This window comes from Pontibacillus sp. HMF3514 (genome assembly GCF_009858175.1).
Classification (GTDB): Bacteria; Bacillota; Bacilli; order Bacillales; family BH030062; genus Pontibacillus.
Genome location: NZ_CP047393.1, coordinates 101,012 through 113,938, shown reverse-complemented (window position 1 = coordinate 113,938; position 12,927 = coordinate 101,012). Strand labels below are relative to the sequence as shown.

At 46.8% G+C, this 12,927-nt stretch carries 6 protein-coding genes, 11 tRNA genes and 4 rRNA genes; all 21 read right to left on the bottom strand.

The window, feature by feature from the left end:
• Positions 1 to 103: 103 nt before the first annotated feature.
• The 21 genes from GS400_RS00615 to cysK all read right to left on the bottom strand — a co-directional run bounded on the left by GS400_RS00615 (position 104) and on the right by cysK (position 12,768).
• A tRNA-Ala gene (locus GS400_RS00615) sits at positions 104 to 179 on the bottom strand.
• A gap of 15 nt (positions 180 to 194) precedes the next feature.
• Positions 195 to 271, bottom strand: a tRNA-Ile gene (locus GS400_RS00610).
• Positions 272 to 378: 107 nt separating this feature from the next.
• Positions 379 to 1,941 (bottom strand): 16S ribosomal RNA (locus tag GS400_RS00605).
• Positions 1,942 to 2,039: 98 nt separating this feature from the next.
• A tRNA-Ala gene (locus GS400_RS00600) sits at positions 2,040 to 2,115 on the bottom strand.
• Positions 2,116 to 2,131: 16 nt separating this feature from the next.
• Positions 2,132 to 2,208: transfer RNA gene (locus GS400_RS00595), tRNA-Pro, on the bottom strand.
• Positions 2,209 to 2,217: 9 nt separating this feature from the next.
• Positions 2,218 to 2,294 (bottom strand) — tRNA-Arg (locus GS400_RS00590).
• Between the two features lie 9 nt (positions 2,295 to 2,303).
• A tRNA-Leu gene (locus GS400_RS00585) sits at positions 2,304 to 2,392 on the bottom strand.
• 25 nt (positions 2,393 to 2,417) lie between these two features.
• A tRNA-Gly gene (locus tag GS400_RS00580) sits at positions 2,418 to 2,492 on the bottom strand.
• 7 nt (positions 2,493 to 2,499) lie between these two features.
• Positions 2,500 to 2,584, bottom strand: a tRNA-Leu gene (locus tag GS400_RS00575).
• Between the two features lie 13 nt (positions 2,585 to 2,597).
• Positions 2,598 to 2,673 (bottom strand) — tRNA-Lys (locus tag GS400_RS00570).
• Positions 2,674 to 2,722: 49 nt separating this feature from the next.
• Positions 2,723 to 2,799: transfer RNA gene (locus GS400_RS00565), tRNA-Thr, on the bottom strand.
• Between the two features lie 5 nt (positions 2,800 to 2,804).
• A tRNA-Val gene (locus GS400_RS00560) sits at positions 2,805 to 2,880 on the bottom strand.
• Between the two features lie 12 nt (positions 2,881 to 2,892).
• Positions 2,893 to 3,008: ribosomal RNA gene (rrf, locus tag GS400_RS00555) — 5S ribosomal RNA — on the bottom strand.
• A gap of 136 nt (positions 3,009 to 3,144) precedes the next feature.
• Positions 3,145 to 6,062, bottom strand: a 23S ribosomal RNA gene (locus tag GS400_RS00550).
• Between the two features lie 183 nt (positions 6,063 to 6,245).
• Positions 6,246 to 7,808: ribosomal RNA gene (locus GS400_RS00545) — 16S ribosomal RNA — on the bottom strand.
• Together the 16S, 23S and 5S rRNA genes with 11 tRNA genes alongside form the textbook arrangement of a ribosomal RNA operon.
• Before the next feature lie 498 nt (positions 7,809 to 8,306).
• Positions 8,307 to 9,791 (bottom strand): lysine--tRNA ligase, encoded by a 1,485-nt coding sequence (gene lysS, locus GS400_RS00540; protein ID WP_160098214.1) that lies wholly within the window; start codon positions 9,789 to 9,791, stop codon positions 8,307 to 8,309.
• 71 nt (positions 9,792 to 9,862) lie between these two features.
• Positions 9,863 to 10,069: a helix-turn-helix domain-containing protein gene (locus GS400_RS00535; protein WP_160098212.1), complete on the bottom strand. Its 207-nt coding sequence runs from the start codon at positions 10,067 to 10,069 to the stop codon at positions 9,863 to 9,865.
• Positions 10,021 to 10,551 carry a 2-amino-4-hydroxy-6-hydroxymethyldihydropteridine diphosphokinase gene (gene folK / locus GS400_RS00530; protein ID WP_160098210.1) on the bottom strand — a complete coding sequence of 177 codons (531 nt, stop codon included), beginning with the start codon at positions 10,549 to 10,551 and terminating at the stop codon, positions 10,021 to 10,023. Before folK ends, GS400_RS00535 begins: the two co-directional genes overlap by 49 nt.
• 2 nt (positions 10,552 to 10,553) lie before the next feature.
• Complete coding sequence (gene folB / locus GS400_RS00525) at positions 10,554 to 10,916, bottom strand: dihydroneopterin aldolase (protein WP_160098208.1); 363 nt, start codon at positions 10,914 to 10,916, stop codon at positions 10,554 to 10,556.
• The gene (folP, locus tag GS400_RS00520) at positions 10,909 to 11,745 is read right to left on the bottom strand and encodes a dihydropteroate synthase (protein WP_160098206.1); all 837 of its coding nucleotides are present in this window, start codon (positions 11,743 to 11,745) and stop codon (positions 10,909 to 10,911) included. Before folP ends, folB begins: the two co-directional genes overlap by 8 nt.
• Positions 11,746 to 11,847: 102 nt before the next feature.
• Positions 11,848 to 12,768, bottom strand: coding sequence for a cysteine synthase A (gene cysK / locus GS400_RS00515; RefSeq protein WP_160098204.1), 921 nt, complete (start codon positions 12,766 to 12,768; stop codon positions 11,848 to 11,850).
• Between the last annotated feature and the right edge of the window lie 159 nt (positions 12,769 to 12,927).

The window sequence follows — 12,927 nt, the reverse complement described above, 5'->3', positions numbered from 1 at the left end:
TCAAGTTGCCAGATGAGCGAATATCATCTGGTGTGAATGAAAAAATTGACGTTGGTTTGATGTCTGATTCTTATCTAGTTTTCAAGGTACATATTAGTTGAGTTGGTGGAGCCTAGCGGGATCGAACCGCTGACCTCCTGCGTGCAAAGCAGGCGCTCTCCCATCTGAGCTAAGGCCCCATATAAAGTTAGGAATGGTGGGCCTGAGTGGACTTGAACCACCGACCTCACGCTTATCAGGCGTGCGCTCTAACCAGCTGAGCTACAGGCCCATTCCTTATAGGAGAAAAATATGAAGAAATTAATCTTTCAAAACTGAACAAAACGAAACATGTCACGTTGAACGCAGTAACACTGCGTTTTCCGTAGTTATCCTTAGAAAGGAGGTGATCCAGCCGCACCTTCCGATACGGCTACCTTGTTACGACTTCACCCCAATCATTGGCCCCACCTTCGGCGGCTGGCTCCAAAAAGGTTACCTCACCGACTTCGGGTGTTGCCAACTCTCGTGGTGTGACGGGCGGTGTGTACAAGGCCCGGGAACGTATTCACCGCAGTATGCTGACCTGCGATTACTAGCGATTCCGGCTTCATACAGGCGAGTTGCAGCCTGCAATCCGAACTGAGAATGGTTTTTTGAGATTTGCTTGACCTCGCGGTCTCGCTGCCCTCTGTACCATCCATTGTAGCACGTGTGTAGCCCAGGTCATAAGGGGCATGATGATTTGACGTCATCCCCGCCTTCCTCCGGTTTGTCACCGGCAGTCACCTTAGAGTGCCCAACTGAATGCTGGCAACTAAGATTAGGGGTTGCGCTCGTTGCGGGACTTAACCCAACATCTCACGACACGAGCTGACGACAACCATGCACCACCTGTCATTCCGTCCCCGAAGGGAACTCCCTATCTCTAGGGATAGCGGAAGATGTCAAGACCTGGTAAGGTTCTTCGCGTTGCTTCGAATTAAACCACATGCTCCACCGCTTGTGCGGGCCCCCGTCAATTCTTTTGAGTTTCAGCCTTGCGGCCGTACTCCCCAGGCGGAGTGCTTAATGCGTTAACTTCAGCACTAAGGGGCGGAAACCCCCTAACACCTAGCACTCAACGTTTACGGCGTGGACTACCAGGGTATCTAATCCTGTTTGCTACCCACGCTTTCGCGCCTCAGCGTCAGTTACAGACCAGAGAGCCGCCTTCGCCACTGGTGTTCCTCCACATATCTACGCATTTCACCGCTACACGTGGAATTCCGCTCTCCTCTTCTGTACTCAAGTTCCCCAGTTTCCAATGGCCCTCCACAGTTGAGCTGTGGGCTTTCACATCAGACTTAAGGAACCGCCTGCGCGCGCTTTACGCCCAATAATTCCGGACAACGCTTGCCACCTACGTATTACCGCGGCTGCTGGCACGTAGTTAGCCGTGGCTTTCTGGTTAGGTACCGTCAAGGTACCAGCATTTCCTCTGGTACTTGTTCTTCCCTAACAACAGAACTTTACGATCCGAAGACCTTCATCGTTCACGCGGCGTTGCTCCGTCAGACTTTCGTCCATTGCGGAAGATTCCCTACTGCTGCCTCCCGTAGGAGTCTGGGCCGTGTCTCAGTCCCAGTGTGGCCGATCACCCTCTCAGGTCGGCTACGCATCGTTGCCTTGGTAAGCCGTTACCTTACCAACTAGCTAATGCGCCGCGGGTCCATCTGAAAGTGACGGCAAAAGCCGCCTTTTACGCTGGAACCATGCGGTTCCAACGATTATTCGGTATTAGCCCCGGTTTCCCGGGGTTATCCCGATCTCTCAGGTAGGTTACCCACGTGTTACTCACCCGTCCGCCGCTCGATCCACAACAATCACCCCGAAGGGATCATGTTGTTTCACGCGCTCGACTTGCATGTATTAGGCACGCCGCCAGCGTTCGTCCTGAGCCAAGATCAAACTCTCCATAAGAGTTCGCCTTTGCATCAAAATGATGTCTGGCTTTTTAAAATAAAAAGTAATTCATTGACGTAACATGTCGTTTCGTTCAGTTTTCAAGGATCAAATCTTGGTGGAGCCTAGCGGGATCGAACCGCTGACCTCCTGCGTGCAAAGCAGGCGCTCTCCCATCTGAGCTAAGGCCCCATTATTATTAAAGGGATGGTCGGGAAGACAGGATTCGAACCTGCGACCCCATGGTCCCAAACCATGTGCTCTACCAAGCTGAGCTACTTCCCGTTATTAATATGGCGCGCCCGAGAGGAGTCGAACCCCTAACCTTCTGATCCGTAGTCAGACGCTCTATCCAATTGAGCTACGGGCGCATATTCGAATGGTGCCGAGGGCCGGACTCGAACCGGCACGATAGTTACCTATCGCAGGATTTTAAGTCCTGTGCGTCTGCCAATTCCGCCACCCCGGCAGGACTTTTAAGTATTTAAATGAAATGGAGCGGAAGACGGGATTCGAACCCGCGACCCCCACCTTGGCAAGGTGGTGTTCTACCACTGAACTACTTCCGCATTGATATGGTGCGGGTGGAGGGACTTGAACCCCCACGTCAAGAGACACTAGATCCTAAGTCTAGCGCGTCTGCCAATTCCGCCACACCCGCTTAGTGTGAAAAGTGGTGAGCCATGGAGGATTCGAACCTCCGACCCTCTGATTAAAAGTCAGATGCTCTACCAACTGAGCTAATGGCTCTAACTAAAGTATTTCGATCGATGTTTCAATCTTATATCGTATTTTCAAGTGGTGCCGACCGAGGGACTCGAACCCCCAACCTACTGATTACAAGTCAGTTGCTCTGCCAGATTGAGCTAGGTCGGCATAGATGGTGGAGGATGGCGGGCTCGAACCACCGACCCCCTGCTTGTAAGGCAGGTGCTCTCCCAGCTGAGCTAATCCTCCGAATTATATACTGCCTGGCGGCGTCCTACTCTTGCGGGGGCGAAACCCCGACTACCATTGGCGCTGAAGAGCTTAACTTCTGTGTTCGGCATGGGAACAGGTGTGACCTCTTCGCTAAAGCCACCAGACAATTTTATTGTGTCCTCAATTCAAGGACAAGATATATTATATAACCCTTCAAAAAAGAAATCAAGAGTAAATTTTAAAAAATTAATATACCTTCAAAACTAGATAAGAGACATCGTAACGTTTTTTTCAATAGAGATAGATAAGTCCTCGATCGATTAGTATCAGTCAGCTGCACGTGTCACCACGCTTCCACCTCTGACCTATCAACCTTGTCGTCTACAAGGGATCTTACTCACTTGAAGTGATGGGAAATTTCATCTCGAGGGGGGCTTCATGCTTAGATGCTTTCAGCACTTATCCCGTCCACACGTAGCTACCCAGCTGTGCTCCTGGCGGAACAACTGGTGCACCAGCGGTGTGTCCATCCCGGTCCTCTCGTACTAAGGACAGCTCCTCTCAAATTTCCAACGCCCACGACGGATAGGGACCGAACTGTCTCACGACGTTCTGAACCCAGCTCGCGTACCGCTTTAATGGGCGAACAGCCCAACCCTTGGGACCGACTACAGCCCCAGGATGCGATGAGCCGACATCGAGGTGCCAAACCTCCCCGTCGATGTGGACTCTTGGGGGAGATAAGCCTGTTATCCCCGGGGTAGCTTTTATCCGTTGAGCGACGGCCCTTCCATTCGGTACCGCCGGATCACTAAGCCCGACTTTCGTCCCTGCTCGACTTGTAGGTCTCGCAGTCAAGCTCCCTTGTGCCTTTGCACTCTGCGAATGATTTCCAACCATTCTGAGGGAACCTTTGGGCGCCTCCGTTACTTTTTGGGAGGCGACCGCCCCAGTCAAACTGCCCACCTGACACTGTCTCCGGGCCGGATCACGGCCCTGGGTTAGAATGTCAGTACAGCCAGGGTAGTATCCCACCAATGCCTCCACCGAAGCTGGCGCTCCGGTTTCCAAGGCTCCTACCTATCCTGTACAAGCTGTACCAACATTCAATATCAGGCTACAGTAAAGCTCCACGGGGTCTTTCCGTCCAGTCGCGGGTAATGCGCATCTTCACGCATAGTATAATTTCACCGGGTCTCTTGTTGAGACAGTGCCCAAATCGTTGCACCTTTCGTGCGGGTCGGAACTTACCCGACAAGGAATTTCGCTACCTTAGGACCGTTATAGTTACGGCCGCCGTTTACTGGGGCTTCGATTCAGAGCTTCGCAAGAAGCTAACTCATCCTCTTAACCTTCCAGCACCGGGCAGGTGTCAGCCCCTATACTTCACCTTACGGTTTCGCAGAGACCTGTGTTTTTGCTAAACAGTCGTTTGGGCCTTTTCACTGCGGCTCCTCCTTATGAAGGAGCACCCCTTCTCCCGAAGTTACGGGGTCATTTTGCCGAGTTCCTTAACAAGAGTTCTCCCGATCACCTTAGGATACTCTCCTCGTCTACCTGTGTCGGTTTGCGGTACGGGCACCACTTTCCTCGCTAGAGGCTTTTCTTGGCAGTGTGAAATCAGGGACTTCGGTACTATAGTTCCCTCCCCATCACAGCTTGTGTTTGATGCACGGATTTGCCTATGCATCACACTCACTGCTTGGGCGCGCACATCCAATGGCGCGCTTCCCTTATCCTACTGCGTCCCCCCGTTGCTCAAACGGAAAGGAGGTGGTACAGGAATATCAACCTGTTATCCATCGCCTACGCCTTTCGGCCTCGGCTTAGGTCCCGACTAACCCTGAGCGGACGAGCCTTCCTCAGGAAACCTTAGACTTACGGTGGAAGAGATTCTCACTCTTCTTTCGCTACTCATACCGGCATTCTCACTTCTAAGCGCTCCACCAGTCCTCACGGTCTGACTTCACAGCACTTAGAACGCTCTCCTACCATTGTTCAAAGAACAATCCGCAGCTTCGGTGGTATGTTTAGCCCCGGTACATTTTCGGCGCAGAGTCACTCGACCAGTGAGCTATTACGCACTCTTTAAATGATGGCTGCTTCTAAGCCAACATCCTGGTTGTCTAAGCAACTCCACATCCTTTTCCACTTAACATACACTTAGGGACCTTAGCTGGCGGTCTGGGCTGTTTCCCTTTCGACTATGGACCTTATCACTCATAGTCTGACTCCCAAAGATAAGTCGATGGCATTCGGAGTTTGACTGAATTCGGTAACCCGATGAGGGCCCCTAGTCCAATCAGTGCTCTACCTCCATGACTCTCACTTTGAGGCTAGCCCTAAAGCTATTTCGGAGAGAACCAGCTATCTCCGTGTTCGATTGGCATTTCACCGCTACCCACACCTCATCCCCGCACTTTTCAACGTGCGTGGGTTCGGGCCTCCAGCCAGTGTTACCTGGCCTTCACCCTGGACATGGGTAGATCACACGGTTTCGGGTCTACGACCACATACTCAAATCGCCCTATTCAGACTCGCTTTCGCTGCGGCTCCGTTTCTTCAACTTAACCTTGCATGGGATCGTAACTCGCCGGTCCATTCTACAAAAGGTACGCCGTCACCCATTAACGGGCTCCGACTACTTGTAGGCACACGGTTTCAGGTTCTATTTCACTCCCCTCCCGGGGTGCTTTTCACCTTTCCCTCACGGTACTGGTTCACTATCGGTCACTAGGGAGTATTTAGCCTTGGGAGATGGTCCTCCCGGATTCCGACGGAATTACACGTGTTCCGCCGTACTCAGGATCCACTCCGGAGGGAACAAGATTTTGATTACAGGGCCGTTACCTTCTTTGGCTGATCATTCCAGATCGATTCATCTATCTTGTTCCTTGGTAACTCCAAAGGAGTGTCCTACAACCCCAGAGAGCAAGCTCTCTGGTTTGGGCTAATTCCGTTTCGCTCGCCGCTACTCAGGAAATCGCGTTTGCTTTCTCTTCCTCCGGGTACTGAGATGTTTCAGTTCCCCGGGTCTGCCTTTCTTAACCTATGAATTCAGTTAAGAATACCGCCCCATTACGGGCGGTGGGTTTCCCCATTCGGAAATCTCCGGATCGTAGCCTACTTACGGCTAACCGAAGCATATCGGTGTTTGTCCCGTCCTTCATCAGCTCCTAGTGCCAAGGCATCCACCGTGCGCCCTTATTCACTTAACTATCTCAGTTGCCAGATGAGCGAATATCATCTGGTGTGAATGAAAAAATTGCGTTGGTTTGATGTCTAATTCTTATCTAGTTTTCAAGGTACATGACTTTGAGGAATTTGATTCCTCAAAACCGAACGAAACGAAGCATGTTACGTGAACGCAGTAAAACTGCGTTTTCCGTAGTTATCCTTAGAAAGGAGGTGATCCAGCCGCACCTTCCGATACGGCTACCTTGTTACGACTTCACCCCAATCATTGGCCCCACCTTCGGCGGCTGGCTCCAAAAAGGTTACCTCACCGACTTCGGGTGTTGCCAACTCTCGTGGTGTGACGGGCGGTGTGTACAAGGCCCGGGAACGTATTCACCGCAGTATGCTGACCTGCGATTACTAGCGATTCCGGCTTCATACAGGCGAGTTGCAGCCTGCAATCCGAACTGAGAATGGTTTTTTGAGATTTGCTTGACCTCGCGGTCTCGCTGCCCTCTGTACCATCCATTGTAGCACGTGTGTAGCCCAGGTCATAAGGGGCATGATGATTTGACGTCATCCCCGCCTTCCTCCGGTTTGTCACCGGCAGTCACCTTAGAGTGCCCAACTGAATGCTGGCAACTAAGATTAGGGGTTGCGCTCGTTGCGGGACTTAACCCAACATCTCACGACACGAGCTGACGACAACCATGCACCACCTGTCATTCCGTCCCCGAAGGGAACTCCCTATCTCTAGGGATAGCGGAAGATGTCAAGACCTGGTAAGGTTCTTCGCGTTGCTTCGAATTAAACCACATGCTCCACCGCTTGTGCGGGCCCCCGTCAATTCTTTTGAGTTTCAGCCTTGCGGCCGTACTCCCCAGGCGGAGTGCTTAATGCGTTAACTTCAGCACTAAGGGGCGGAAACCCCCTAACACCTAGCACTCAACGTTTACGGCGTGGACTACCAGGGTATCTAATCCTGTTTGCTACCCACGCTTTCGCGCCTCAGCGTCAGTTACAGACCAGAGAGCCGCCTTCGCCACTGGTGTTCCTCCACATATCTACGCATTTCACCGCTACACGTGGAATTCCGCTCTCCTCTTCTGTACTCAAGTTCCCCAGTTTCCAATGGCCCTCCACAGTTGAGCTGTGGGCTTTCACATCAGACTTAAGGAACCGCCTGCGCGCGCTTTACGCCCAATAATTCCGGACAACGCTTGCCACCTACGTATTACCGCGGCTGCTGGCACGTAGTTAGCCGTGGCTTTCTGGTTAGGTACCGTCAAGGTACCAGCATTTCCTCTGGTACTTGTTCTTCCCTAACAACAGAACTTTACGATCCGAAGACCTTCATCGTTCACGCGGCGTTGCTCCGTCAGACTTTCGTCCATTGCGGAAGATTCCCTACTGCTGCCTCCCGTAGGAGTCTGGGCCGTGTCTCAGTCCCAGTGTGGCCGATCACCCTCTCAGGTCGGCTACGCATCGTTGCCTTGGTAAGCCGTTACCTTACCAACTAGCTAATGCGCCGCGGGTCCATCTGAAAGTGACGGCAAAAGCCGCCTTTTACGCTGGAACCATGCGGTTCCAACGATTATTCGGTATTAGCCCCGGTTTCCCGGGGTTATCCCGATCTCTCAGGTAGGTTACCCACGTGTTACTCACCCGTCCGCCGCTCGATCCACAACAATCACCCCGAAGGGATCATGTTGTTTCACGCGCTCGACTTGCATGTATTAGGCACGCCGCCAGCGTTCGTCCTGAGCCAAGATCAAACTCTCCATAAGAGTTCGCCTTTGCATCAAAATGATGTCTGGCTTTTTAAAATAAAAAGTAATTCATTGACGTAACATGTCGTTTCGTTCAGTTTTCAAGGATCAAATAGTGTTTCTTTTATTTCGTCGCCTCAAAACAGCGACTTAATCAATATACCATCTTGCCAACCTTAAGTCAATAACTTTTTTAAGTTTTTTTGATGACTTCAGTTGATTTGCTGCGTTGTTTTGCTGTGCTGCTTTGCTGTGTCGATAACGCAACGTTTAATAATGTACCATGGCTCCAATGGATAATGCAATAGATTATTTATACTTTTTTAATATAAGTTTATTCAGATATTTCTGAAGCTGTTGTGATAAACGCCACAATAGGAAAACAGAACTGATTTGAAGCTTTCATCTACTTATTACAAACACTATAAACATCTCTGGTCTGTTCATGTTCTTCTATTATAAGAAGGTGATATAAAAAACGTCCACCATTATTAAATGGAGGACGTTTTTCTATGATTATTCTTTATGACGCATTTGCGGGAACAGTAACACATCACGAATGGATGGTGAATTCGTTAGTAGCATAACTAAACGATCGATACCGATTCCTAACCCGCCTGTTGGTGGTAAACCATACTCTAGAGCTTCTAGGAAATCTTCATCCATTAAATGAGCTTCATCATTTCCTTCTTCACGTTCTTTCACTTGTGACTCAAAACGTTTACGTTGATCTACTGGATCATTTAACTCAGAGAATGCATTCGCATGTTCGCGACCTACAATAAATAATTCAAAACGATCCGTGAAGCGTTCATCTTCTTTATTCTTCTTCGCTAGTGGAGAAATTTCTACTGGGTGTCCATAAACAAATGTAGGTTGAATAAGTTTCTCTTCTACAAAATGTTCAAAGAACTCATTTACAATATGGCCAAACGTCATGCTTTTCTCTACCTTTACACCATGTTCTTTTGCTAATGCATGAGCTTCTTCGTCGGTCATTTGCTGCCAGAAGTCTACACCTGTATATTCTTTAATTGCATCTACCATATGAAGTCTTGTCCATTCTGGCTCAAGGTTAACTTCATATTCACCATAGTGTACTGTTGTAGTTCCAAGTACATCTTTTGCAATGTGAGCAATAACATTTTCTGTTAGAGACATGATGTCATGGAAGTCTGCATAGGCTTCATACAATTCAAGCATCGTAAATTCTGGATTATGACGTGTAGATACACCTTCGTTACGGAATACACGACCGATTTCATATACTTTTTCCATACCACCAACAATAAGGCGCTTTAAGTGTAATTCAATAGCAATACGCATATATAAAGGCATATCCAACGCATTATGGTGTGTAATAAATGGTCGCGCAGATGCACCACCTGGGATTGCGTGCATAGTTGGTGTTTCTACTTCTAAGAATCCACGACCATCAAAGTAACGACGCATGGATTGAATGATTTTACTTCTTGTAACAAACGTGTCACGGCTATCTGGATTAGTAATAAGATCAAGATAACGTTGACGATAACGTTGCTCAACGTCTTTAAGTCCGTGGAACTTCTCTGGTAATGGACGTAGTGACTTTGTAAGCATGTGCAATTCACTTGCTTTTACGGAAAGTTCACCTACTTTTGTTTTGAAAACCGTACCTGCGACACCTACGATATCTCCCATGTCAGCAGATTGGAAAAGTTCATATGCCTCTTCTCCTACTGTATCTTTACGTACGTAGATTTGGATTTGGCCTTTAAGGTCTTGAATATGGGCAAATCCAGCTTTACCTTTACCACGCTTTGTCATAATACGTCCAGCTATTGTTGTCTGAATAGCTTTTTCCTCAAGGTCCTCTTTTGAAATTTCGCTATAGGCTTCTTTTAGATCTTCAGATAGATGTGTACGCTCGAATTTGTTACCGAATGCATCGATGCCTTGGTCAGCATAGGACTGTAACTTTTCACGGCGAACCCGCATGTGCTCATTTAATTCTTCCGTCATGTTTTATCACTCCATTTATTATGAACGATTTGGTTCATATAATTAATCTTAAGTAATGGTTCAAAAGAAGCTTACTTTTTTGGTGTGAGTTCTTGCACGGGGATACCAAGCTCAATGGACATTTTATTGATCATTTTCTCATTGGGTGCCCGTGTTCCTCTTTCAATTTCACCTAATACCGATACAGAAATATCAATTTTGTTAGCAAAGTTAATTTGCGTATAACCTTTTAGTTTTCTGTATGCTTTGATTCGCTTTCCCCATTTTTCGGCTTCCATGGTTTTACCCCTTCTATCTCTTCATCCGCTAAAGCAGATAACAGTTGCTTAACAGACTGCTGCATATGCGGAACGTGTAGTTCTTGATCTATTTCATATAAAGGAACGAGCACAAAAGCTCGTTCTTGTAATCTTGGGTGTGGGACCATTAACTGCTCTGATTCAATATTTTCTTGATTATATAGTAAAATGTCAAGGTCTATCGTACGAGGCCCCCATCTTACCAAACGTTCTCTACCTAACGTTTGTTCAATAGACTGACAGTAAGATAGCAGTTCTTGAGCACTTAAATTTGTTTCCACATGAATAACCATATTCAAGAAATCACTTTGTTCAGTATAACCTACCGGAACCGTTTCATAAATAGATGATCTTTTTATAACATGAATTTCCTGATGTTCCTCAATTCGATCAATGGCTTGATTAAGGTATTCTGATCGAGGGGAGATATTGGATCCAAGCGCTATATAGGCATGCACCATAACTATGATCTCTCCCTATAAATTTCGATCGCAACCGAGTCGTAATGACCAGGAATAGGAGGGTCTGGCTTAATGACCTTCACCTTAATTGCTTGTACTTTTTGAAAGGTATCTAGCATGGTTGATGCAATATCTTCAGCTACTGTTTCTACTAGTTGCTTCGCTTGACCTTCCACAATTTTCTGCGTTTCATCGTAAATATGGCCATAATTGACACTTTCATTCATGTCGTCTGTCTCTCCTGCTTTTTTCAAGTCTAACTCAAGTTCTAAATCTACGACAAAACGCTGACCTAATTTATTTTCTTCAGGGAACAAACCATGATAGCCGTAAAATGTCATCTGATTCATTAATATTTTATCCATTGATTGCATCTCCTTTCCCAATCATAGCATCCATCATCTTCGCCATACGGGCAATAGGTTGTACATCATGAACACGCACGATATCAACCCCTTTTTGAATTCCAAGACAAACTGTAGCTCCCGTACCTTCCATTCTTTCTTCTACCGGAAGATCTAACACATGGCCAATAAACCTTTTACGTGATGTTCCCAGTAAAATCGGATAACCTAAATCCTCAAATGAATCTAAGTGCCGCATAACAAATAAGTTATCCTCCATCGTTTTCGCAAAGCCTACTCCAGGATCCAAGAAGATGTTATGATCTTTTACTCCTGCTTCTTTTACGATCCGAATACTCTCTTTTAGATCTTCCTTCATATCTTGGATTAAGTCGTTGTATTCTCGATTGTCACGGTTGTGCATCAGGATAATGGGTACCTGATAAGCCGCAGCGACATTTGCCATTTCTGAGTCATGCTTCGCTCCCCACACGTCATTAATAATGGACGCACCAGCTTCAATAGCTTGCTGTGCAACTTCAGCCTTATAGGTATCAATTGAAATCGGTATGTTCACTGCTAGCTTTAATTTCCTTATGATAGGTAGCACCCTTTTCAACTCATCCTCAGTAGAAACGGGTTCATGCCCAGGTCGAGTGGATTCACCACCGATATCAATAATGTGAGCTCCGTTCGCTTCCATTTCTTTAGCTTGTTCTATAGCTGCGTCTAATTCATTAAACTGACCACCATCAGAAAATGAATCAGGCGTGACATTTAGAATTCCCATTACGAGAGTTTGCTTTTGTAAATCATAGGATTTCACACTTGTTTGTAGATAATGTTCCATGATCTAACTCCTTTTACCGTCTTACATTTCTTCCTCTATTGTACTTGATCTTTTTACATAATAAAAACCCTTCCTCATTAGGAGAAAGGGTTTACTTCCGATTTAGTCGAATTGATAAAGAGGCGTAGATAGATAACGTTCTCCGTTACTAGGAACAATGGCTAAAACTTTCTTCCCTTTGCCTAGCTTTTTAGCCACTTGTTGTGCAGCATAAATAGCTGCCCCGGAAGAAATCCCACCAAGTAACCCTTCTACTTTCGCCGCTTCCCGAGCTGTTTCAAAGGATTGTTCATTTGTAACGGTTAACACTTCATCATAAATGTTTGTGTTTAAAATCTTCGGAACAAAGCCAGCACCAATACCTTGAATCTTATGCGGTCCGCCTTTTCCACCAGATAGAACCGGAGAGCCTTCAGGTTCTACTGCATAGATTTGAATATCTTTAAAGTGCTCTTTTAATACTTTACCGGCACCAGTAATCGTTCCGCCTGTTCCGATACCTGATACAAATGCGTCGAGACCATCACTCATTTGCTCAACAATTTCGGGTCCAGTTGTTCGTTCGTGAACACGAGGATTTGCTTCGTTATTAAATTGTTGAGGCATAAAGTACCCTTTTTCCTCATGCAATTCTTCCGCCTTTTTAATAGCGCCCTTCATTCCTTCACTACCTGGCGTTAATACTAATTCAGCTCCATACGCCTTTAAGAGGTTGCGACGTTCTTCACTCATCGTATCTGGCATGACTAATACAGATTTGTATCCTTTGGCTGCAGCAACCATAGCCAAGCCAATACCCGTGTTTCCGCTAGTTGGCTCCAAGATTGTATCACCAGGTTTTAGTTTGCCGTTCTCTTCAGCGTCTTCAATCATCGCTAAAGCAATACGATCTTTAACTGAACTCCCTGGATTCATGAATTCCAATTTCACATAAATATCTGCTTCGTCTTCATTCGTCATCCCATTAAGCTTTACGATTGGAGTTTTTCCAATTAACTCTGCAATTGAATTTGCTATTCTCATTCCGTCCACCTCAATCCCTAGTATTTATATATGATTTATATACAATGTATGCAACATAGTATGAATTGTCAAATAAAAAGTGTCTATAGCCTACTATACGAATATGCCTATCATTAAGTACATATACCCGCTTGAACCCATTTATAATGCAAAAAAATA

Coding starts and splice junctions, on each gene's coding strand:
- lysS (WP_160098214.1), bottom strand. CDS start 9,791: ATGACGGAAGAATTAAATGAGCACATGCGGGTTCGCCGTGAAAAGTTA.
- GS400_RS00535 (WP_160098212.1), bottom strand. CDS start 10,069: ATGGAAGCCGAAAAATGGGGAAAGCGAATCAAAGCATACAGAAAACTA.
- folK (WP_160098210.1), bottom strand. CDS start 10,551: ATGGTGCATGCCTATATAGCGCTTGGATCCAATATCTCCCCTCGATCA.
- folB (WP_160098208.1), bottom strand. CDS start 10,916: ATGGATAAAATATTAATGAATCAGATGACATTTTACGGCTATCATGGT.
- folP (WP_160098206.1), bottom strand. CDS start 11,745: ATGGAACATTATCTACAAACAAGTGTGAAATCCTATGATTTACAAAAG.
- cysK (WP_160098204.1), bottom strand. CDS start 12,768: ATGAGAATAGCAAATTCAATTGCAGAGTTAATTGGAAAAACTCCAATC.